25 protein-coding genes and 1 tRNA gene are annotated in these 21,327 nt (G+C 61.9%); 16 read left to right on the plus strand and 10 right to left on the minus strand.

Annotated features, from left to right (window positions below):
• Nucleotides 1–19 precede the first annotated feature (19 nt).
• Genes purM through B5T_RS14405 form a run of 4 tightly spaced genes read left to right on the plus strand, consistent with a single transcriptional unit; the run spans nucleotide 20 to nucleotide 3,102 of the window.
• On the plus strand, nucleotides 20–1,063 hold the full coding sequence (purM, locus tag B5T_RS14390) for a phosphoribosylformylglycinamidine cyclo-ligase (protein ID WP_014995248.1): 1,044 nt from the start codon (nucleotides 20–22) through the stop codon (nucleotides 1,061–1,063).
• Entirely contained in the window at nucleotides 1,060–1,716 is a 657-nt protein-coding gene (purN, locus tag B5T_RS14395; RefSeq protein WP_014995249.1) for a phosphoribosylglycinamide formyltransferase, read from the plus strand. Before purM ends, purN begins: the two co-directional genes overlap by 4 nt.
• Entirely contained in the window at nucleotides 1,661–2,401 is a 741-nt protein-coding gene (locus B5T_RS14400; RefSeq protein ID WP_041717044.1) for a DUF3108 domain-containing protein, read from the plus strand. The genes purN and B5T_RS14400 overlap by 56 nt, the downstream gene beginning before the upstream one ends.
• A complete protein-coding gene (locus tag B5T_RS14405; RefSeq protein ID WP_014995251.1) occupies nucleotides 2,401–3,102 on the plus strand; it encodes a DUF3108 domain-containing protein in 702 nt (233 codons plus the stop codon). The genes B5T_RS14400 and B5T_RS14405 overlap by 1 nt, the downstream gene beginning before the upstream one ends.
• Before the next feature lie 116 nt (nucleotides 3,103–3,218).
• Here the strand turns inward: B5T_RS14405 and dcd are convergent, their stop codons facing one another.
• Both dcd and apbC read right to left on the minus strand, forming a co-directional pair.
• A complete protein-coding gene (dcd, locus tag B5T_RS14410) occupies nucleotides 3,219–3,788 on the minus strand; it encodes a dCTP deaminase (protein ID WP_014995252.1) in 570 nt (189 codons plus the stop codon).
• 78 nt (nucleotides 3,789–3,866) lie between these two features.
• Nucleotides 3,867–4,955 (minus strand): iron-sulfur cluster carrier protein ApbC, encoded by a 1,089-nt coding sequence (gene apbC / locus B5T_RS14415; RefSeq protein ID WP_014995253.1) that lies wholly within the window; start codon nucleotides 4,953–4,955, stop codon nucleotides 3,867–3,869.
• Nucleotides 4,956–5,053: 98 nt separating this feature from the next.
• On the opposite strand from apbC, the gene B5T_RS14420 reads away from it, so the two are divergent.
• The 3 genes from B5T_RS14420 to B5T_RS14430 all read left to right on the plus strand — a co-directional run bounded on the left by B5T_RS14420 (nucleotide 5,054) and on the right by B5T_RS14430 (nucleotide 8,408).
• Nucleotides 5,054–5,752, plus strand: coding sequence for an SIMPL domain-containing protein (locus tag B5T_RS14420; protein ID WP_014995254.1), 699 nt, complete (start codon nucleotides 5,054–5,056; stop codon nucleotides 5,750–5,752).
• Between the two features lie 351 nt (nucleotides 5,753–6,103).
• The gene (locus B5T_RS14425) at nucleotides 6,104–7,612 is read left to right on the plus strand and encodes a DUF3336 domain-containing protein (protein WP_014995255.1); all 1,509 of its coding nucleotides are present in this window, start codon (nucleotides 6,104–6,106) and stop codon (nucleotides 7,610–7,612) included.
• A gap of 160 nt (nucleotides 7,613–7,772) precedes the next feature.
• Complete coding sequence (locus B5T_RS14430) at nucleotides 7,773–8,408, plus strand: peroxiredoxin (protein ID WP_014995256.1); 636 nt, start codon at nucleotides 7,773–7,775, stop codon at nucleotides 8,406–8,408.
• A 101-nt stretch (nucleotides 8,409–8,509) separates the two neighbouring features.
• On the opposite strand, the gene B5T_RS14435 is transcribed toward B5T_RS14430, so the two are convergent.
• A complete protein-coding gene (locus tag B5T_RS14435) occupies nucleotides 8,510–9,418 on the minus strand; it encodes a LysR family transcriptional regulator (RefSeq protein ID WP_041717045.1) in 909 nt (302 codons plus the stop codon).
• Between the two features lie 98 nt (nucleotides 9,419–9,516).
• Between B5T_RS14435 and B5T_RS14440 the strand changes: the two genes are divergently transcribed.
• Nucleotides 9,517–10,572: a zinc-dependent alcohol dehydrogenase family protein gene (locus B5T_RS14440; RefSeq protein ID WP_014995258.1), complete on the plus strand. Its 1,056-nt coding sequence runs from the start codon at nucleotides 9,517–9,519 to the stop codon at nucleotides 10,570–10,572.
• 113 nt (nucleotides 10,573–10,685) lie between these two features.
• Nucleotides 10,686–11,930: an SMI1/KNR4 family protein gene (locus B5T_RS14445; protein WP_041717046.1), complete on the plus strand. Its 1,245-nt coding sequence runs from the start codon at nucleotides 10,686–10,688 to the stop codon at nucleotides 11,928–11,930.
• Nucleotides 11,931–11,936: 6 nt separating this feature from the next.
• Here B5T_RS14445 and B5T_RS14450 read toward each other — a convergent pair whose 3' ends face one another.
• On the minus strand, nucleotides 11,937–12,611 hold the full coding sequence (locus tag B5T_RS14450) for a class I SAM-dependent methyltransferase (RefSeq protein WP_014995260.1): 675 nt from the start codon (nucleotides 12,609–12,611) through the stop codon (nucleotides 11,937–11,939).
• 72 nt (nucleotides 12,612–12,683) lie between these two features.
• Nucleotides 12,684–12,908, minus strand: a complete 225-nt coding sequence (locus B5T_RS14455; RefSeq protein ID WP_014995261.1) for a hypothetical protein — start codon at nucleotides 12,906–12,908, stop codon at nucleotides 12,684–12,686.
• Nucleotides 12,909–13,189: 281 nt separating this feature from the next.
• Here B5T_RS14455 and B5T_RS14460 point away from each other — a divergent pair, with 281 nt between their 5' ends.
• Nucleotides 13,190–13,495: a hypothetical protein gene (locus B5T_RS14460; RefSeq protein WP_014995262.1), complete on the plus strand. Its 306-nt coding sequence runs from the start codon at nucleotides 13,190–13,192 to the stop codon at nucleotides 13,493–13,495.
• Between the two features lie 491 nt (nucleotides 13,496–13,986).
• On the opposite strand, the gene B5T_RS14465 is transcribed toward B5T_RS14460, so the two are convergent.
• From B5T_RS14465 to B5T_RS14475, 3 genes are all read right to left on the minus strand, one after another.
• A tRNA-Gly gene (locus B5T_RS14465) sits at nucleotides 13,987–14,060 on the minus strand.
• A gap of 133 nt (nucleotides 14,061–14,193) precedes the next feature.
• Nucleotides 14,194–14,388: a putative hemolysin gene (locus tag B5T_RS14470; protein WP_014995264.1), complete on the minus strand. Its 195-nt coding sequence runs from the start codon at nucleotides 14,386–14,388 to the stop codon at nucleotides 14,194–14,196.
• A gap of 217 nt (nucleotides 14,389–14,605) precedes the next feature.
• Nucleotides 14,606–14,827 carry a hypothetical protein gene (locus tag B5T_RS14475; RefSeq protein ID WP_014995265.1) on the minus strand — a complete coding sequence of 74 codons (222 nt, stop codon included), beginning with the start codon at nucleotides 14,825–14,827 and terminating at the stop codon, nucleotides 14,606–14,608.
• A gap of 487 nt (nucleotides 14,828–15,314) precedes the next feature.
• On the opposite strand from B5T_RS14475, the gene B5T_RS14480 reads away from it, so the two are divergent.
• The 4 genes from B5T_RS14480 (at nucleotide 15,315) to B5T_RS14495 (ending at nucleotide 19,132) form a co-directional block, all read left to right on the plus strand.
• Nucleotides 15,315–16,151 (plus strand): substrate-binding domain-containing protein, encoded by an 837-nt coding sequence (locus B5T_RS14480; protein WP_014995266.1) that lies wholly within the window; start codon nucleotides 15,315–15,317, stop codon nucleotides 16,149–16,151.
• Complete coding sequence (locus tag B5T_RS22355; protein ID WP_051015499.1) at nucleotides 16,148–17,329, plus strand: hypothetical protein; 1,182 nt, start codon at nucleotides 16,148–16,150, stop codon at nucleotides 17,327–17,329. The genes B5T_RS14480 and B5T_RS22355 overlap by 4 nt, the downstream gene beginning before the upstream one ends.
• A gap of 121 nt (nucleotides 17,330–17,450) precedes the next feature.
• A complete protein-coding gene (locus B5T_RS14490) occupies nucleotides 17,451–18,452 on the plus strand; it encodes a 5'/3'-nucleotidase SurE (RefSeq protein WP_014995268.1) in 1,002 nt (333 codons plus the stop codon).
• A gap of 11 nt (nucleotides 18,453–18,463) precedes the next feature.
• On the plus strand, nucleotides 18,464–19,132 hold the full coding sequence (locus B5T_RS14495; protein WP_014995269.1) for a hypothetical protein: 669 nt from the start codon (nucleotides 18,464–18,466) through the stop codon (nucleotides 19,130–19,132).
• A gap of 76 nt (nucleotides 19,133–19,208) precedes the next feature.
• On the opposite strand, the gene B5T_RS14500 is transcribed toward B5T_RS14495, so the two are convergent.
• Nucleotides 19,209–19,535 (minus strand): rhodanese-like domain-containing protein, encoded by a 327-nt coding sequence (locus tag B5T_RS14500; protein ID WP_014995270.1) that lies wholly within the window; start codon nucleotides 19,533–19,535, stop codon nucleotides 19,209–19,211.
• Between the two features lie 97 nt (nucleotides 19,536–19,632).
• Between B5T_RS14500 and B5T_RS14505 the strand changes: the two genes are divergently transcribed.
• Entirely contained in the window at nucleotides 19,633–20,067 is a 435-nt protein-coding gene (locus B5T_RS14505; RefSeq protein ID WP_167321222.1) for a MarR family winged helix-turn-helix transcriptional regulator, read from the plus strand.
• Nucleotides 20,068–20,181: 114 nt separating this feature from the next.
• A complete protein-coding gene (gene fdhD, locus B5T_RS14510; protein WP_014995272.1) occupies nucleotides 20,182–21,033 on the plus strand; it encodes a formate dehydrogenase accessory sulfurtransferase FdhD in 852 nt (283 codons plus the stop codon).
• 34 nt (nucleotides 21,034–21,067) lie between these two features.
• Here fdhD and B5T_RS14515 read toward each other — a convergent pair whose 3' ends face one another.
• A complete protein-coding gene (locus tag B5T_RS14515) occupies nucleotides 21,068–21,304 on the minus strand; it encodes a formate dehydrogenase subunit delta (protein WP_014995273.1) in 237 nt (78 codons plus the stop codon).
• Between the last annotated feature and the right edge of the window lie 23 nt (nucleotides 21,305–21,327).

The raw sequence follows: 21,327 nt of genomic DNA on the forward strand, positions 1-21,327 counted from the left end.
TCACCATCTGGAGTGCCCCATGAGCGAACAGAAACGGCCGCTGACCTACCGCGACGCCGGCGTGGACATCGATGCCGGCAATGAGCTGGTAAAACGAATCAAACCGGTGGCCAAGCGCACCGGCCGGCCCGAAGTGATGGGCGGTCTGGGAGGCTTTGGCGCTCTCTGCGCACTGCCGGAAGGGTACCGGAACCCGGTGCTGGTGGCCGGCACCGACGGCGTCGGCACCAAATTGCGGCTGGCCATGGATCACGACCGCCATGACAGCGTCGGCATCGACCTGGTGGCGATGTGCGTGAATGATCTGGTGGTGGGCGGCGCCGAACCGCTGATGTTTCTTGACTACTACGCCACCGGCAAGCTGGATGTGGACACCGCCGCCCGGGTGGTGGAAGGCATCGGCGAAGGCTGCGTGCAGGCCGGTTGCGCCCTGGTGGGCGGTGAAACCGCGGAAATGCCCGGCATGTACCAGGGCGAGGATTACGACCTGGCCGGCTTTTGCGTTGGCGTGGTGGAGCGCGACGGTGTCATCGACGGCAGCCGCGTCCAGGCCGGCGACAAACTGATCGGTCTGGCCAGCTCCGGCCCCCATTCCAACGGCTACTCCCTGGTGCGCCGCATTCTCGAACAAGGTGACGCCAGCGCCGATCTGGACGGCAAGCCGGTGATCGAGCATCTGCTGGAACCCACCCGCATTTACGTGAAGAGCCTGCTGGCCCTGATCAAGTCCGTGCCGGTGCACGCTCTCGCGCACATCACCGGCGGCGGTCTGCCGGAAAACCTGCCGCGGGTGCTGCCGGACGGCACGCGCGCGGTGGTCGATACCAATACCTGGACCTGGCCGCCAGTATTCCAGTGGCTGCGGGAACAGGGTCAGGTACCGGAAATGGAGATGTACCGCACCTTCAACTGCGGCATCGGCATGGTGGTGGTGGTGCCCGCCGACCACGTGGATCAGGCGGTGGCCGAGTTGGAAGCCGCCGGCGAACAGCCGATTCTGATCGGCGACATCCGTTCCCACGACGGCGCTGCGGAAGTGGTGATGGAGGGGCTCACTCCGTGACCCACCGTCTGGCGGTGCTGATCAGCGGTTCCGGCACCAACCTGCAAGCCATTCTGGATGCCATCGATAACGGTTCCCTGGACGCCCACGTTGCTCTGGTGTTGAGTAACCGGGCCGATGCCGGCGGCCTGCAGCGGGCGCGCCGGGCCGGCGTGGACACGGCGGTGATCGATCATCGCGATTACTCGGACCGGCCCGCGTTCGATCACGCCATGATCGGCGAGCTGGATGCCCGTGGCGCCGACACCGTGGTGCTCGCCGGCTTCATGCGCATCCTCTCCAGTGACTTCGTGCGCCACTATGACGGCCGGCTGATCAATATCCACCCTTCGTTGCTGCCGCTGCACCGCGGGCTCCACACCCACGCCCGGGCGCTGGAAGCCGGCGACCGCGAACACGGCTGTTCGATCCACTTCGTCACCGAGGAACTGGACGGCGGCCCGTTGATTGCTCAGGCGCGCTTACCGATACTGACGAACGATACCCCGGAAACCCTGTCCAAACGGGTACAGGAATGCGAGCACGGACTTTATCCGGAGGTCCTGCAATGGCGGGCCGCCGGGCGTCTGCGTCTGACCACACAGGGAGTGGCACTGGATGGCGAAATCCTACCCCCACAAGGCCGGCAATGGGCACCGGCGGTTTCTCACTAGCGCCCTGCTGGCGCTGCTGACCCTGGCGACGGCCCCGGCCATCGCCGCCGAACCACCGATTACCCCGTTCCAGCTGCAATACCGGCTCAAGGCCCAGGGCATTCCCTTCGCGGTCACCGCCAACCGGACGCTGAAAGCCCTCGGCGACGGACAATGGCAGATGGAAGTGGTGGCCAGCAACGTGCTCGGTGAAATTCGCGAGACCTCCCGTTTCGTCTGGAACGGGTGCACGCCGGTGAGCCGCTTCTACGGTTACCGGCGCAAGGGACTCGGCCGGCTCAAGGAAGCGGAAGTAAGCATTCCGGCCGGCGGCACCACCGCCACCGCCAAACGCAGCGGCAAGGCGGATCGCCAGTACCCGGTGCCGGCGGCCGCGGTCACCGACAAGATTTCCCTGACCCTGGCCCTGCAGTGCCGGCTGGCCCGGGGCGAACGGGATCTGACCTTGCATGTGGCCGATGAGCGGGAACTGGAAAGCCAGCATTATCTGGTCGAGGGCGAGGAAACCCTGAGCCTCGACGGCAAGCCGATCACCACGGTGAAGGTACGCCGCGACCGCAGCGGTAACAGCCCCCGCCAGACCTGGCTGTGGTTCGCACCGGAATACGGCTACATGCTGGTGCAACTGGTGCAGGAAAACGAGGACGGCCGTCATGTGATGACGCTGCAGGGAGCACTACCGTGATGCGCGGCGCGCTCCTGGCACTGGCTCTGGCGTTACCTGGCGGTGCCGCTCTGGCGGCCGAACCCTTGGCACCGTTCGCCGCCGAATACCGCATCCACGTCAACAAAATTCCAACGCCGATCAAGGCGACTCTGGTGCTGGAACCCGCGCCGGGAGAAGACCGTTACCGCATGCTGTTCGAAGCGGACTCGTTCATGCTCACCAATACCGAGGAGAGCTGGTTCGAATGGAACGACTGTGAGCCGCGCACCGAACGTTATGTGCATGAGTTCCAGGGGTTCGGCAAGCACCGCTATCACCACACCGACTTTTCCTGGTCGCCTCCCAGAGCGGTCAACAGCGACAGCAAGGAGGGCAAGGAGAGTTTCGATATTCCCGCCGATGCCCTGGACGAGCTGACCATGTTGCTGCGGGCCCGTTGCGTGTTCGCCACCGGCGACAAGGAATACACCGCCACCAGCGTCTACGGCGATCGTGTCCGCCAGCATCATTTCATCGTCATCGACCGGGAAACCCTGGACACCCCCATGGGGGAACTGGACACGCTGATCGTGGAAAAGCGCCGCAAAGGCGACCGCAAGGAGAAACGCCGCACCCTGTTCTGGGTGGCACCGGCCAAGGACTACATGGTGGTGAAAGCCCGCCATATCGAAAGCACGCTGCTGCGCGGCGAGCTGATCATGATCGACTACGGGAATTGAAAAACGTCGCGGACGGACCTTCAGAGATCGCTAACAAGGCCGCTGTAGGAGCCAGCCCTGCTGGCGAATCATCAGCGGCCTCGTAATCCGGTCCGCGGGACACCTCCTGTCAAACATCAGGCCTTCGGCAGCGTCACGCCACGCTGACCCTGATACTTGCCGCCACGGTCCATGTAGGACACCGCGCATTCCTCGTCGGATTCCAGGAACAGCATCTGCGCCACGCCTTCGTTGGCGTAGATTTTCGCCGGCAGCGTGGTGGTGTTGGAAAACTCCAGGGTCACGTGCCCTTCCCACTCCGGTTCCAGCGGCGTCACGTTGACGATGATGCCGCAACGGGCATAGGTGGATTTGCCCAGGCAGATGGTCAGCACATTGCGGGGAATGCGGAAATACTCCACCGTCCGCGCCAGCGCGAAGGAGTTGGGCGGAATGATGCAGGAATCGCCCTTGATATCGACGAAGCTCTTCTCGTCGAAGTGCTTCGGGTCCACCGTGGCCGAATGGATGTTGGTGAAGACCTTGAATTCGTCGGCGCAGCGCACGTCGTAGCCATAACTGGACACGCCATAGGAAATCAGCTTGTTGCCCTCGCCGTCGACGCGCACCTGCTCGGCCTCGAACGGTTCGATCATGCCCTGCTCGCGGGCCATGCGGGAGATCCAGCGATCGGATTTAATACTCATGACAAGCCTTGTCCAGTGATGGGGTGAATCGGCCAATGGTACAGAAGGAGTCCCTTCGGCCTCAATGCTGGGTGACCACTAATGCTGGGTAACCACTTTCGGGAAACCGCGTTTGCCTTCCTCGGTGAGCGACAACCGCGCCGCCAGGCGCCGGGCCGCCGCCAGATACAGCGCGGCCTCCGGGCCGTCGGGCTCGGCCGCCACGGTGGGCCGGCCTGCGTCGGCCTGCTCGCGGATCTTCAGCGACAACGGCAAGGCCCCCAGCACCTCGGTGTGATAACGATCCGCCAGCCGCCGCGCGCCGCCTTCCCCGAACACATGCTCCTGGTGACCGCACTGGCTGCACACATGCACCGCCATGTTCTCGATGATGCCCAACACCCGCACATCCACCTTACGGAACATCTCCACCCCTTTGGTGGCGTCCAGCAAGGCAATGTCCTGGGGCGTGGTCACCACCACGGCACCGGCCACCGGCACCTTCTGCGCCAGCGTCAGCACGATGTCACCAGTGCCCGGCGGCAGATCGACGATCAGATAATCCAGTTGGTGCCACAAGGTCTGCTGCATCATCTGCGTCAGCGCGCCGCTGGCCTTGGGGCCACGCCAGACCACCGGTGTCTGCTCAGTGATCAGGTAGCCCATGGACATGCTTTGCAGACCGTGGGCCTCCACCGGCACGAAGCGGTTGCCGTCACGCACCTGTGGTCGCGTACCCTCCGGCAGCCCCAGCATCAGTGGCTGGCTGGGGCCGAAGATGTCCGCGTCGAGAATACCGACGCGGGCGCCTTCCCGGGCCAGCGCCAGGGCCAGGTTCACCGCGGTGGTGGATTTGCCCACGCCGCCCTTGCCGGACGCCACCGCGATCACGTTGGTCACCTGGGCCATGGCCGGCATGCCGCCCTGGGCGCGGTGCGGCTTGATCGCCACCGTCACCGCCAGCAGCAAACGTCGCCCTTCGATCACCGCTTCCACCGCGCTGCGAATACGCTCGCGCAGCGCCGGCAGCACCGATGCGCAGGGGTAGCCCAGGGTAATCTCCAGCCGCACCTGATCCTGATCCACCCTCAGCGCCGACAGGGCGCCGGCGCTGATCAGGTCGGTTTGCAAATCTTCCGGGATCAAATCGCCAAGAACCTGTCTAACCGCCTGTTCGACTTCCGCCATGGAACCTCCTGATGATGAACCAGGAATGATAAAGTTCCCCGGGAACACAACCAAGGTCGCAACCGGAATTACTAACCAATGAATAAGGGAGTATCACAATGCGCAACAAACCGGCTCTTTTCGTCGTCGCTCTGGCCGTGCTGGGGCTGAGCGCCTGCGGCACGGACAGCGGCACCGCCACCGGCGAGCGCGACACCATCACCGTGTCCGGTGAGGGCAAGGTCAGCGGTCAGCCGGATATTTTCAATCTGCAGGCCACCGCCCGGGAGACCGGTGACGACATCGCCACCATGAAGGATCGCGTGGACGATCAGGTCAAGGCCATGCTGGATCTGGCCGATTCCCTGGATATCGAGGAGCAGGACGTCACCGCCACCGATATTCGCGTTACCCCGCAGTGGCAGTACCAGCCGGAACGCAAGCTGATCGGCCATGAGGTGGCGCGGGAAGTGCGCTTCCAGGTCAAGGGCATCGAGGTCTATGCGGAACTGGCCGACGGCCTGACCAGACTGGGCCTGAAGGATATTTCCCCGGCCGGCACCGATATCAGCAACGCCGCCGAGCTGAACCAGCAGGCGCTGGAAGCGGCGGTGGAAGACGCCCGCGCCAAGGCTGAAATCGTCGCCAAGGCAGCGGACCGCAAGCTCGGCCCGGCCATTACCATCAATGTGCAGAGCCAGAGCCATCCGGTACCGATGATGCGTGCCGCCATGGCCAAGGACGCGGTACAGGAAAGCTATCGCCCCGGCGAGCAGGACCTGAGTGCCCAGGTGATGGTTACCTTCCAGCTGCGCTGATCACCCCTCCCTTCAGCACAGAGCCGCTCGCTGGCAGCGGCTCTGTGCGTTTGCCCCTTTCGCACCAATTCATTCTCCCTGATCTGACGCCTTCGCCGCCGGCAACCATGCCATTAGCCAATGTCGATTTTTACAGTATTGTCCGACAATCCAGAACCGATGCCGCCGGAAGGGACGGCTACACTGAATCGCAATCCGGTTGTGCTAATGCTGTATTGGCGTAACCACGGAACACTCAACACGGAACACTCAACACGAAGTACTCAACAATAAACATCTCCGGTCCGCCGATGGGCCGGCAGCGAGATCGGCGGCCCAACCACGGGCCGGTCGTCAGCCAGGGAGATCCGCATGAATCGGACGCTCAAGCAGCTCGAGCGCGACATCGCCAACGCCACCACCTATCAGGTGTGGATGGAAGCCAGTCTGGAACACGACCGGATATCCGGCGCCGACGAATGGAAGGACATCGACCGCTCCCCGCACTACGATTACGAACTGATCCGCAACCGGCTCTGGCAGATCCGCCAGGCCCGCGAGCGGCACAATGTCAACAAGCTGGTGTTCCACCTCCACGAGGGCCTGCACGGCAATCTCGGCAACATCTCCAACCCGGCGCTGTATCGTCACAGCCGGGTCGGCACCAAACATCTGATCGAGCGCTACCTGGACGAAGTCTGCGCCGCCCTGAACTATCTGTGCGACGAGTCCTTCGAACAATTCGGCCTGAAACAGAAACTGGATTTCTTCGAAACCACCGGCCAGGCGTTCGGGCAGAGCGGCCTGATGCTGTCCGGTGGCGCCGCCCTCGGGCTGTTCCATGTGGGCGTGGTGAAAAGCCTGTGGGAACAGGGCCTGTTACCGTGCGTGATCTCCGGCTCCAGCGCCGGCAGTATCGTCGCGTCGGTGGTCGGCACGCACAGCAATGATGAGCTGGCGGAAAAACTGCGCCCGGAGAACCTCTATCTGGAAGCGTTCCGCGCCGCCGGCTGGAAGGGCCTGGTACGCGGTACTCCGGTACTGGACGGCGATCATCTGGAAGCCTGCCTGGAAGAGAACATTCCCGACCTCACCTTCGAGGAGGCCTATCGCAAGACCGGACGCGAGATCAACATCACCGTCAGCCCCTATGACCGCAACCAGCATAGCCGGCTGCTGAACTGGCGCACCTCGCCCAACGTTTTGATCCGCAAGGCTTCCCTGGCCAGCTGTGCGATTCCCGGTATCTATCCTCCGGTGAACCTGTGGGCCAAGAACATCGACGGCGAGCGGGTCCCTTACATTCCCGGGCGCAAATTCGTCGATGGCTCGATCCAGGATGACCTGCCGGTGCGGCGCCTGGCGCGCCTGTTCGGCGTCAATCATTCCATCGTCAGCCAGACCAACCCCCATGTAGTGCCGTTCCTGTCGCGCAGCGAGAGCACCGATTCCAGCTTCAGCACCCTGGCCGATTGGGGCGTGCGCAATTTGTCCATGAACCTGAACTACGCACTGGAACTGGCGCAGCGGCGGGTGCGCTCCAACGATCTGGGGCTGCTGATCAGCAAGGCGCAAAACGTGGTCAAACAACGCTACATCGGCGATATCAATCTGATTCCACCACGCCAGCCGCTGAATCTGCTGCGCATACTGCGCAACCCCAGCATGGACGATGTGCGCAATTTCATCAGCCTGGGCGAACGCACCACCTGGCCGAAACTCGACGTGATCGGCAACTCCACCCGCATCAGCCGGACCTTCCTCGCCTGCCGCCAACGGCTGGATCAGTTGGAGGAGCGCACCCTCAACCGGCTGCAGCTGGCGTATTCCCCCGACGATCCGGAGCGCCGTCGCGTCAGCGCCAACGATCTGTCGCACTAGGGCCGGTTCACACTAATAAGCGCGAAGAAGATGCTTAGCGCAATTCCGTCTTGCTGCCCCCCTTTAAAGCGTCATCATGAACCTCTATGTTCTCTGGAGCTGTCAACGAACATAACTGTCAGCCAACATAGCTATCAGCCAAATAAAAAGGAGGCTTAGCATGGCACTGCAATTGGGTGATACCGCGCCGGACTTCAACCAGGAGTCCACCGAGGGTCCGATTTCCTTCCACCAATGGGCCGGGGACAACTGGGTGGTGCTGTTTTCCCATCCCAAGGATTTCACCCCGGTGTGCACCACCGAGCTGGGAGAAGTGGCCCGGCTGAAACCGGAATTCGAGAAACGCAACGCCAAGGTCATCGGTCTGTCAGTGGACCCGCTCGATGATCACAATGCCTGGTGCGGTGACATCGAGGAAACGCAGGGACAGGCTCTGAACTTCCCGCTGCTGGCCGACGCCGACCGCAAGGTCGCCAACCTGTATGGCATGATCCATCCCAACGCCAACGACACCCTGACCGTGCGTAGCGTGTTTGTCATCGACCCGAACAAGAAGATCCGTCTCACCATCACCTACCCGGCCAGCACCGGCCGCAACTTCGACGAGATTCTGCGGGTCATCGACAGCCTGCAGCTCACCGATGGCTACAAAGTGGCGACGCCGGTGAACTGGAACGACGGCGACGACGTCATCATCGTTCCTTCGCTCAGCAACGAGGACGCGCAAAAGCTGTTCCCCGAAGGCTGGGACGAGAAAAAACCCTATCTGCGCATGGTCAAGCAGCCGCAAAAATAAACCTCCGGCCCGGCAAACGGCGACGGCGGCTCCCGGCAGCCGTCGTCCATGGGCCGCACAGACCGTCTTGCCGCGCCCCTGCCCCGGCGATCACCATGCCATCAGGCCCGGTTGAACGCCGCGCCATTCAATATTTCCGCCACGAAATCGATGAAAACACGGACTTTTTCGGGCACATGCTTGCGTCCCGGATAGACCGCATGGATGCCGATTTCCGGAAGCCGCCAACCCGGCAGTACTTCCACCAGTCGCCCATCCCGGATCGCTTCCCCGACCAGGGACATGGCACTGTGTACCAGTCCTTGCCCCTGCTCGGCGGCCATGGTCAGAGGCAGGCCATAGTTTGAAGTGAAGCGCCCCCTGACGGGAATATCCACTTGCTTGCCGGCTTTATGGAACGACCAGACCACCGGCCCGCGGAAATTGGTGTAATGCAAACACTGATGAGCGAGCAGATCCCTGGGATGCCGAGGCCGCCCAGCGCTCTCCAGATAGGCGGGGGAAGCCACCAGCACCCGACGGTCACTGGCGAGGCGTCGTGCCACCAACCGGGAATCATCCAGCCGGCCAATGCGGATGGCCAGATCAAAGCCCTCCGCCACCAGATCAACGAAGCGGTCTTCAAACTGGGCATCCAGGTGAACCTCAGGATAGCGCATGAGAAATTCGGGCAGTCTTGGCGCCAGATGCGCGCGCCCGAAATTGACCGGGAGGGAGACCCGGATTTCCCCACTGGGTCCCAGGGTTTGCGCCCGCACTAGCTCCCCGGCCTCGGTGATGGCCTCCAGAGCCGGCACCACACGTGACAGATAGGTTTCCCCCGCCGCGCTAAGCCGTACCGCCCGGGTGGAGCGATTGAGCAACCTTACCCCCAACCGTGCTTCCAGCCCGGCCAGACGGCGGCTGACGGCCCCCACGCTAATGCCCAGGTGTTCCGCCGCCGCGGTCAGGCTGCCCTTGCGCGCCACGGCGACCAAGGCCGTCAATTCTGAGAGAGTCGCGTCTTTCATTGTTGCACTTTACACAAAACTGACTTGCTTTTTTAGCGGTTCTTTTGCGTTTGCATCAATGACATAGTCCCGTCATCCATCCTCATCGGGAGACTCACGTGAACACCTATCAATTGACCGCCATCGGCTTCGACGCGCTCACCCGAACTGATCGCGCGCCTACACCACCGGGGCCCGGCGAGGTCAGAATCAGGCCCCACGCCGCCTCCATCAATTACAGGGACTTCGCGCTGATCCAGGGTATCTATCAAGCCGACCTGCCCAAACCCTTCGTGCCCCTGTCCGACGGTGCCGGGACGGTGGAAGCCATCGGAGCCGGGGTTCGTAGATTCACCCCCGGCGACCGTGTGGTGGGTCACTACACCACCGGCTGGCTGGATGGCCCCTTCCAGTCGTCCTACCACGCCACCAAGCTTGGCGGGCCCCATGACGGCTGGCTGGCCGAAACGGTGACGCTGCCCGAAGACGTGCTCTTGCCGGTACCGGAGTACATGACGTTGGTCGAAGCGGCCACCCTGCCCGTCTCGGGGCTCACCGCCTGGACCGCGCTCGGGGAACCGGACAATCTGAATGGCAAGTGGGTTCTCATACAGGGAACAGGGAGCGTTTCACTCATGGCGTTGCAGATTGCCCACGCGCTCGGCGCCAATACCGTGCTCATGACCAGTAAGCGCAAGCATCACGCGACGCTGCGACGGCTCGGCGCCACACGAATCATCGATTATCGCGCCACCACCGATCTGGTTGCCGCCGTGCGGGAGGCGACGGACGGCAAGGGCATGGACCTCGCCGTCGAGGTTCTGGGAGGCGATCAGCTACTGCGCACCGTGGCGATGATGGCCGACAACGGTGTCATGGCGATCGTTGGTTTCCTGCGAGGCTGCGAGATCCATGGTGATCTGATCGGCCCCCTGCTGGCCCGGCGCCTCACTCTGCGCGCCGTGAGTGGCGCCGGCAGCCGAACCCAGTTCCAGCGCTTCCTGGCCTTCCTGACCCGCCATCGGATTCATCCCGTGGTCGGCGACCGCTACGGCTTCCATCAGGCCGCGGACGCCATCAAAGAGCGCGGGCAACAGCCCGGCTTCGGCAAGCCGGTTATTATCATCAACCCGTCCGTCATCAACCCGTCAAAGAAGGCACCGGATTCGATGTGATAGTGGCCCGCCACTCGGGCGAGCAAGAGGCCATGACGTTGGATGACACCAAACACCGTTCGGGGCCATGTTAAGATCACTCTTTCCAATGAACAGACTTGGTGACACCGGGCATGGACACCGCTCACGCCTTTACTCCGAACGAGCTGGCGCAACTGCGCGAACACAATATCGTGATCTGGGCCGGCCGCGTCATCTTCGAGGCACAGCCGCCCATCAGTGATGACGCTCTGAGGGACATCCGCCAACACCTCCGTGGCACCCTGCCCGAGGATCTGCTGTCGCTCTGGCGGCTCACCGCCGGCGGCCGCCTGGACTACGACCTGCGGCTGACCATGAACGGCAACCAGGAAGCCATCTCCTGGGCCGAGCTGTTTTATCACGACAGCGACGGCTATCGCGATCTGCCCGGCTGGATCGAACACGAACAGGCGCTTGCTGAAGAGGCCGCCGAGGCTCGTGGACAAAATTGGGACGGTAAAATCGACGCTCTGCCCATCGGCGGCTTCGAATACTGCGACCGGATCTATGTGGTCACCGACGATAACGCCTTGGATTACGGCCACGCTCTGGCCTGGAAAATGGGCTTGCCGCCAGCCTGGCGCCACGCCATGCACGGAGACGGACTGGCCACCATCGCGCCGACCCTGCGGGACGCTTTCCAATGTCTCGGGCTGGAAAAAGATCCGGCCTCCGACGACAGCGCCGATACAGGCCTGGAATTATTGGAGTATCTGGATTGCCGCCGGCAAGACCATGGCCTGCCAGACGCTCTGGCCAATAAGGTAATCGGCTTTTACCGGCGTGCCGTGCTGGATTGGCGTGGCGCGCTCGAAGCCGACACCCTGAGTGACTACCCGCTTCTTGCCACGCTGGCGCTGAGCCACGCCATTCAACAGGACGACGCCGCCCTGCTGACGCAATTGCTCGACCGCGGCGTCGCACCGGATATTCCGCTACGCGGCGACATGGGCCCGCTTTCCCTGGCCGTCATCAGCAATGCCTGGGCAGTCTTTCAGGCACTCCTGGACCGTAATCCGCCGCTCCCCGAACGTCTGCTGGACGACGTTAATGGTCCCGTTCCCAAGGAACTGGTGGTCCGCCTGCTGACCCACCCCAACCAGGCCTCGGTACAGGCAACACTGCGCTGCGTCTTCCATGGCGTCCCCGACAGCGCCCACTGCATCGCCGAACAGCTGTCCGTACAGCAACGCGCTACCCTGCCGGAACAACAGCAAGCACTGCTGACGTCATTGCGTACGAGTTTGGAAAAGGTGAGACAGGGCAAACTCGCGCACTACCTGGGTGAAGACGGACTGCGCTTACAGGTGGAGCGGCTGGAAGCATTCCGGCTCTAACGGCTCTCAAGGCGCGTAAGCAACCCAGCCCCTGAAGGTAAACCCCGCGTAGAACAGCTCCGCCCCTTCGAAGCCCGCTTCCCGCAGGAGCGCCTCCTCCTGCTCCGGGGCAAGCAAGGGCAGCCGGGCGCCAATGGCGTCGATGGCTCTTTCGGCATCGACTCCGGCAACCCCGGACGACGCCGCGAAAGCAGCGTAACGCTTCAGCCAGCGCCGTTTCCCACCCTCGTCCTGGGGAAAACTGTGATGGGCCACCACCAGCGGCGCTCCGGGTTTCAAGCGACGCCGCAGCGCCGCGAGCGTGTGCCGGCGCTGCTCCATCGATAGAAAGTGCAAGGTCAACAGGCAGGTGGCACCGTCAAAGGCCATGTCCGGCGCCTGGTCGATATAGCCCTCGAGAAGCGCCACACGGTCCTCAAGCGGGCCCAGCGTATCCGCCGCCAGCTTCAACATCCGCTCCGAGGGATCGACACCCAAAAAACGCCATCCGGACCGGGCTTGCGCGAAGGCTTTCAGTTCCAGGCCGCCACCGGCACCCAACACCAGAATATGCCCCTGTTCGGGGACGCTCTCCGCCAGCAGCAGCTCCGCCATTCTCTGCAGCGCATGGAAACCCGGCACCTGTCTGACTGGACCATCAGCGTAGCGAGCAACGGATTGGGAATCGGAAAAAGAGGACATGGAAGCCGCCGTGAATGCTGTTTCGCCTTATTGTAACATCAATTGTTACCATAAAGGCCACTCACCGCGTCACTAAAGCGTCTTATGCACCACGTCGATCGGCGTCCACTCACCACAGCCGGCAATCATGCCATCACCCTGGGCATTGAGCTTCCTGAGGCAGATCGCGGCCTTCCTCTCCTTGCCGTCAATCAACATCACCGTGAACTTGTCCAGCGTGACCGCCGTCAGATCATTGCCGCCACCACAACCGGCGAGCAAGAAGAGCACCGCCACTCCCCAGAACCACTTCCTCATGTCGCGTCCTTCATCCGTTGGTCTTCATGAAATCGCTTTCCAGGAAGAAAGGATACCGCATCCTGACAGGGCCCGTTCCACCATTGGTGGCCGAGGTGTTATTTGTGGTGGATGAGGAAAAGATTCGGGAGCCACTCCAACCCTCCATAGTCTTCTGTTTTTAAAGGAATTATTCGAATTGAAAAATCATGGCCCGACGTATGAACAGGAATCGGTTGATGATATCTTCGTGAAAAAGCCGCGCGATCTACCCAGGCCCTTACCCCGATACGGAGACCACGATGACTCGCTCCCTCATCCTTGCCAGTTTTCTGGCGCTTGGCTTGCCCGCTTTTTCCCATGCCTCGTCGGCTGACGCATGGGCCGAGTTCCGCACTGATGTGCAAGCCGCCTGCGAGGCGTTGTCCCCGAAGGAGGGCACCATTCTGGTCGAGGTCAATCCGTTTGGCTCGGAAAGCTACGGCACAGCCCTTGTCTATCATCGGACGGATGCGGGACTTGATCGCTATGTCTGCATCTATGATAAACAGTCGAAGGAGGCGGAACTTAGCGCCGCCTTCCCAACGGCCGCAGCGGATAGTCCCTAACCGGCGGACACCATCCGCAAAGTTTGCTTCAAGCGGGCATGGCCCGCTATCTCACGCCAGTACTTGAGACCAGCCGCGACGAGAAACGAGGCCATTGGTCACGGACCGCACTGCCAAATTCCCTCGAAGGAACGGCTTGCCCCCGTCCGCCCGTTCGTAAGTCAGCGTCGCCGGGCGAGGAGGAGATTCCCCACCTCCGATGGCGGGGCCACGGATAGCGATGCTGATCGTTTTACCTCGTCCGGTGAATGTGGGATCGCCGGTGATGCCGGCCACTCCCCCGGGCGCGCCGATGCGCTCCACATAACCCGATACCTTTACGATTCCTTGGGACGGTTCATTCGACGCTACAACGCCCGTGGCGTAGAGAATGGGCGGAGCGTCTTCCTCCGAGAAGCTGCAAGACGGCATCAACACGCTGTCCGCTCAGTACTGGATGGCTAAAAAACACGCCAAACCAAAAAGGCCGCCATAAGGCGGCCCTTTCAGTTTGGAGCGGGTGAAGGGAATCGAACCCTCGTCGTAAGCTTGGGAAGCTTCTGCTCTACCATTGAGCTACACCCGCCTTGGCGAAACGGCAATATAGTTAACGCCTTATGCCATGTCCACTGTCCGACGGCACTTTTCGTCATGCGTCGTCTAACCCGACCGAATGCCCGGGCATCCGGGGCATCAATGGCGTCCCGATTATGGCGTCATCAATTTTTGACGGAAGAGCGATACAGCGCCCATTCCTCGACGACACGGCCGTCCGGCAGATGGCAATAGCCCACCTGACCATCTTGTTCGTCGCGGATTTCCAGTTCGCCCCCCACCTTTTCACAGTACTGCGAAGCCGGGTTGGCCATGCCGACAGCCTCGGCCGGATTATCCTGTTCCGTGGTGTTGGACATACAAGCACTCAAGGGAAGCATCAGAACAATAGCAAGGAGGCGATACATACAAAATTCCCATGGGATTCATGCCTGGATCAGCATGCTTTCCGCGGGAGACGAATGCAACAGATCCGCGCCGGAAGCGCGCTTGTGAGAGATCCAATGGCTCAGGACAGACGCGAGGGGGCCGTCGGAAGCCAGGGATCGAAGCCGTTAAGTGCCGCAGGATAGCGGGTCAGGCGGAAACCTGGTTGTGCCGCGGTTCCGGCCGCAGGAACGCCAGCACCGCCATGTATACCAAAGCGAACGGCGGCACCAGGGACATGAACAGACCCAGTACGGCGGCAAGAATCGGCGCGCGAACTTTCTTGCGTGCCAGAAAATAGGAAATCACTGCACAGAGCACAGCCCAGACGACCGCCATCTGCCCCAGCAGGGTGGTACTGATATCCATCATTGGCCTCTACCTTTTGTTATCGAATAGTATCGGTTTGGATGTCGTTCTCTACGGGGGGCACCGATCCGGTTCGTACCGCGCGGCCCCTCCCGATCCGTAAACAGACTTGATCCAACATCAGGGAGCGACGATCAAAAATCAACCCCTTTTTTATGACCGCCGTCCATGGCGGTCACCCTTCGGGCCGTCGCAGAGCAACGTTAAAAATCGTTCCCGACGATTTTTTATGACCGCCGTCCATGGCGGTCACCCTTCGGGCCGTCGCAAAGCAACGTTAAAAATCGTTCCTGACGATTTTTTATGACCGCCGTCCATGGCGGTCACCCTTCGGGCCGTCGCAAAGCAACGTTAAAAATCGTTCCTGACGATTTTTTATGGCCGTGCAGCGTCTTCCCAGCACCGGAAACGGCTGTCACGGAACGGTCACAGCTCCCTTTTAACCTGCCTGTCATCAAACCAAGATACCGCCAAACACTTCGTTTCCTTGATGACCAAACCTGTTTACCTGACATCGGTGGCGCTGATTCTGCTCGCCGGAAGCGTCATGGCCGTGGCCCTGTCGTGGATGCCCGTGGCGCCAATAGCGCTGGGGCCCTTGCACGTCTATCGCTGCCAGACCGCCGGGGGCCACGCAACGGACACGTTCCATATCCTGACGGTGACCAACTACGGTGCCCAGGCTCTGGCGGACCGCCTCTGCGCATCGCCCACTCTCTCCCGCCAATTCGCGGCGGTGGAGATTTCCTGGCAGCCCCGCGGGCAATTGAGCGGCGGAGATTTGGTGGAGGATCGCTTCGATTTGCTGTGGAATCGGGAGCGCGTCCTCAAGGGCTTGCTGTCCAATTATCAGGACTATTATCGCCAGGTGCAGCGCACGCCACGGTATTCCGTGTATTGGCTGAGCAATAAGGACAAGCCGCAATTATCGGCGGACTATTTCGCCGGCAAACGCCTGGGGCTATTGCGGGATCAGGCCAGTCAGTCCGGCTTCCAATCGCCGCTGGGTCAGCTGCATGCGGCGGGCATCGATGCCAAAGCGCTGGATATCCATTACTTCATCGATCGTGACAGTCAGTACCGGGCATTTCTGTCCGGGGAGGTGGATCTGATCAGCGGCGTGCCCCGCGCTGGTGACCTAACCATTCCGGCGGACCACCGCTTGCTGATTACCGATCAAGCGCCCTCCGGCGCCTGGTTCCTTCACCGTCGACATCCGCGGGCATTGCGTTGCGATGTGTTGCAAGCGCTGACGGTGTTACAACCGCTTTACCAGCATATTAACCCGCATTTCAAAGCGCCCGGCGCCAGTTGCGAAGCCTCATGAAGGGAATCCGCCTGGTTGTGCTCGCCACCGTGCTGTCTCTGTTCATGGCAGCGTTATCCTGGTTCACCGCCGTTTTCTCCACTACCCATGAACTGGAAAGGAGGCTGGGGCGGATCCTGCCCCCGGCGGTGGACCAGGCCTTGATCAACGGCGATGACCGTGATGCCGCCATGGAACACATTCGACGACGCCTCGAGCAATACTTGAACCCTCTACCATCGGCCACCGGTTGGGCAGCGGCGGAGTGCGCCGTCAGCGTTGATTATCTGGGTACGGCGGCCGACTCCGCGTCAGATCACGCCGACTTCGACATCCGTTGGCGGCACCAGAATCAGCCTCTGCAGGCGAGCCTGAGCCTGCATTGCTCGCCCCGTGCCCTCCCTCTGGCGCTGCGCGGCCTCGGCCTGGGCGTCCTGACTTTGGCTGCCCTGCTGTGGCTGCCGGCACCATTGACCCGCAAACAGCGATTCTGGCGGCAAAAGCTGATGGAAGAAGGCCTGCCCCGACGGCAGGCGGCAAGGCTGGTCGCGCCTCTGCGATCCGGGTTCAATGCCGCGCAGGCCCACCTGCTCGAAACCCTGGTGAAAGAAGTGGATCGTCCTTTCGAAACGCTGCGGGACTGGGCCTTGATGCCGCAAAGCGCGGATCTGCCCGCGAACCGTCACGCCGCCTTCCTGCTTGCCCTGCGACGGCTTGACTATGACCCGGTGGCCGCCCATGCCAGCGCCCGCTCCGAGGACCATCTGCATGTCGACCTGGCTAACGGCCAGGTACGGGTACGCGGTATCGCCATCCCGCTGCCACGTACTCCCCTGCTTTACTATGCCTGGTACGCGCTCAGACGCCGGGATGGTGACGGCTGGCTACTCAATCCACCCTCCAACCGGCCGGACCGGGAGCAAGGCGAACAGCTGGCGCGGTTCATGCAAACGCAGCAAGGACACCCCAAAGCGATCAACGATCTGCTCGACCATGGCCTGCGCGCGAAAACCCTGGATCAGAACCGCAACCGCATCAAAGAGGAGCTGGTGGCGGTACTTGGTGAAGCCCTCGCCGCTCCCTATTTGTTCGTCAGCGAACGTCATGGCGCCCAGGCTCGTTCCCGCTACCGGCTGACATTGCCGCCCACCGCCGTCACTGTTGACCTGATCTCCACCACCGACGCCGAACCCGCGTAAACCCAGGCTTCCGGGATATCTCCAAGCACCCTTGGGATATCTTTTTAATCGATCCGACATCCGCCCCGACCAACCTGCCCCCTGATTTTTTCCCACAACCCGAAACGATCAGGAGCCATTCATGAAGCTCACCTCTTTCACGCCCTGGGCCTTCCTTGCCGGCCTGTTGCTGAGCGGACCCGCCAGCGCGCTGAACATTCTGCTGACCAACGACGACAGCTGGCATACCGCCAATATCCAGACCCTGGCCGATGCCCTGCGTGCCAATGGCCACGACGTGATCATGTCCGCGCCCTGTACCGGTCAGAGTGGCAAGGGCGGTTCAATCAGTTTCCTCAAAGCGGTTGGCGTGGACACCAGCAAAGCCGCCCAGCAGGAATATTGCGTTGGTGACACCGATGAAACCGTGCCGTTCGAGGACTTCGTGGAAGGTACGCCGGTAATGGCGGCGCTCTACGGCATCGATGTGCTGGCCCCCGCTATCTGGGGCGGCGAGCCGGACCTGGTCATCTCAGGGCCCAACGAAGGCAACAACCTGGGCTACCTGAACAACACCTCCGGCACCCTGGGCGCCACCATGGTGTCCATCGCCCGGGGCATTCCCGCCATCGCCGTCAGTGCCGCCGACGGTGACGAGGACAAGGCCGGCGCGGTAGCCGGCATCGTCGTCGAGATCGTCGCGCAGTTGGAGAGCAGCCGCCGCCAGGGCGAGGCGCTGCTGCCGCCTTTCACTGGACTCAATGTGAATACGCCGGCGAACGTGACCGACCACAACGGCTATCGCTTCACCCGGGTGGCCTGGAACTCCGGCGGTATCAACCCTCAGTTCGTCGAAGATATGTCCCAGGATGAAACGTCCATGACTTACATCGCCGCCGGTATCGCCGAGAGCACCGGCATGTCACTGGAGGAAGCTCGCGCTATCGCCGAAGCAACCTATGCCGGCCGTGCGGGCATCTCCGTCGCCATGGGTGGTGACCTGGTGGACGACGACAGCGCCGACGCCGAGGGCAGGCTGGTGAACCAGGGCTATATCACCATCAGCACCATCGATGCCCAGGTGCAGGCCAGCCGCGCCAAAACCGCCCTCACCGCCCGCAAACTTGACGCTCTGAGCCGCTGAGGAGCACCGCCATGCACTCGAACCCATCCATTCTGCCAGGCGGCGCTTTGCTCGCCGCCATCGCTTTACTGCTGACGGCCTGTGGCGGCGACAGCAATCACCGCGACGACAATACCAGCGGCCTGCGCGGCCAATACACCGGGGTCTACCAGGACCAGCAAGGACGGCCGGCTCTGGCCACCGTAACGGTGATCGACGAACAAAACCTGACGCTGGTTTTACGGGACGACAACGACCAGACGAGCCGTTATACCGGCGTTCACGATACGCAGGCGGCGTTGCTGACCTTCACCGATCAGGGCAGCTGTGAAGCCGAAGCGGCGACATTGAGTTGTCGCTTCAATGATATTCCGGTGACCTTGAATCCACGGAGCGACCTGCCGGCAACGCCCGATTTGTCGGCTCTGGCCGGAGCCTATCAGCATCGGGGAGACGACGGCATCGCCACCCTGAATGCTGACAGCGATGGCACCTTTGAGGTGGAAAGCGAAGCTTGTCATAGCGCGGGCCGCTGGGCCGCGGCGCCGGATGGCCGGCTAATGGCGATCTCCGTGACCAGCTCGTCCTGTGCCGAAGCACCGTTGAACGGTTATCTGAAAGTTGACGGGCTGTACACCGACGGCGACACCCTCGAAGTACACCTGCCGGACACCGCTCTGGCCGGGTTCTGGTTTCGTTGAAAGCCCTGTGGCCACTGAAAACCAAAAGAAAGGGGCACCGCCAACAGCACGGCGGCGCCCTCCCCTGCCGGCGGTATCAGGTCTCCAGCGGATAGCCCGCTTCCTGCCAGTCCGCCTTGCCTTCCACGTATTCCAATACGTTCCGGTAACCGGCGCCGCGCAGAAAGCCGGCGGCGATGCGCGAATTCTGGCAACCGGTATTGGCGCAATACACCACGATGGTGGCGTCCTTGTCCGGTAGCATGGTGCCGGCGCGGGCACTCACCTGCTCATGCGGGATATTGATCGCCCCGGGCAGATGACCACTCTGAAAATGCCGCTCCGGCAAGGCTTCCACCAGCACCATGGGGTCGCCGTTATCCAGGCGCTTTTTCAATTCATCACGTTGAATGCTGTCGTTCATGGTTCCACTCCTTTTTCCATTTGGTTGCAAATACAACCAGAACAACCCTACGCCCAACCGGTTGCACTTGCAACCAGCTATCGTTATTCTGATGAACATGAATACGACTCCCACGGAACACACGATTGCCGTCTGGGCCCGACTGCTGCGCGTCCACACGCAATGGCAGGAACGGGTGCAATCGGCACTGAAAGCAGCGGAACTGCCGCCCCTGGCGTGGTACGACGTGCTGCTGGAGCTGCATCGCAAACGGCACGGCCTGCGGCAGTACGAGATCGGCGAACGCATGCTGCTGCCCAAGCACAACCTGTCCCGCTTGCTTGATCGCCTGGAAAAGGAGGCGTTAGTGGCCCGGCGGGCCAGTCCGGAAGACGGCCGGGGCAACCGGGTTCTGATCACCCGTTCCGGCCGCCGGCTGCTGCAGCGCATGTGGCCGGTCTATGGCCGGGTTATTCAGGAATGTCTGGAACAGCGCCTGACCGCCACCGAGGTGACCACTCTGGCGAAACTGCTGGATAAACTGCAGCAATAGCCGGCCCTGAATAAAGCCTCTGACGCTTTGGACCCAGGGTCCGAATCGTCCTATTCTACGGGTTGGAATAACAGAACAACGCAGGACACGTCCTGAACGCATGAGGTAGCAACCATGACGTCTTCCCGGCCCGGCGCCGGGCGTTCCCCCGATGAAGATACGCCTTTGGTGGATCCGTCCCCCCGTTACGCTTACCTGGAATACGGCCCCGAGCCAGGATCCGGTGATCAGCCCCTTGCCGCCGAGGTGGCGGTGGCGATCAGCTATAACGGCATCAATCACGCGGTGATGATGGCGACCCCGAACGATGTGGAGGATTTCGTTACCGGCTTCACGCTGACCGCGGGTCTGGTGGACAACCATCAAGCGATCTACGACATCGATCTGACACCACTGGAAGATGCGATCCAGGTTGACGTGACCTTGAGCGGCCGCGCCTTCGCCACCTTCAAACAACGGCGCCGCAGTCAGGCGGGCAGCGGTGGTTGCGGCCTGTGCGGGGTGGAAGCCCTGGATCAGGCCTTGCCGCCACTGCCCGCACGGGACACGGCGCCACTACCGCCGCTGGCCCATTTGGCGGGGTTGCGTGAACGCTTCCAGGCAACACAGGCGCTCGCTCGCCACAGCGGCGCCATGCATGCGGCGGTTTATGTGGATGGTGCCGGTAAAACACGCCTGTGCCGCGAGGACATCGGTCGTCACAATGCCCTGGACAAACTGATCGGCGCCTGCGCCCGCGCGGGTCTGGATCCGGCCGACGGCTTTTTCGCCATCACCAGCCGTTGCGGTCTGGAGCTGATCCACAAAGCGGTGCGCGCCGGTGCCGGCACCCTGGTGAGTCTGTCCGCGCCATCATCGCTGAGTGTACGGCAGGCACGCCGCAGCCGGCTGAATCTGATTCACCAACCCCACCGTGGCGTTCCCCGGCTGTTCAGTCCGTCCCCCAGCGAGCAAACCGGGAAATAAGCCGGCCCTGGGCAAACACCTCAAGTGAGGCAACCTAGGAAGGCTTGCGCGCCGCCTTCAAATGCTCAACCGCCCGTTTTGAGAGCGGTGCCAGTTCGCTGCCATCACGCTCCGCATAGTCGATAATCTGTTCCTTCATGCTGCGTGCCCAGAATTTCTTCAGGTGACCGGCCACCTGTTCCGCGGCCTGGTCCTCGCCGCCCTGGGCGGCCATGTTGACACTGATCTGATTGACCATCTTGATCAGGTGTTGCAGCCCGTGTTCGCTCATGGATCGGTTTCCCCGACAAAGAA

This window comes from Alloalcanivorax dieselolei B5 (assembly GCF_000300005.1).
Classification (GTDB): Bacteria; Pseudomonadota; Gammaproteobacteria; order Pseudomonadales; family Alcanivoracaceae; genus Alloalcanivorax; species Alloalcanivorax dieselolei.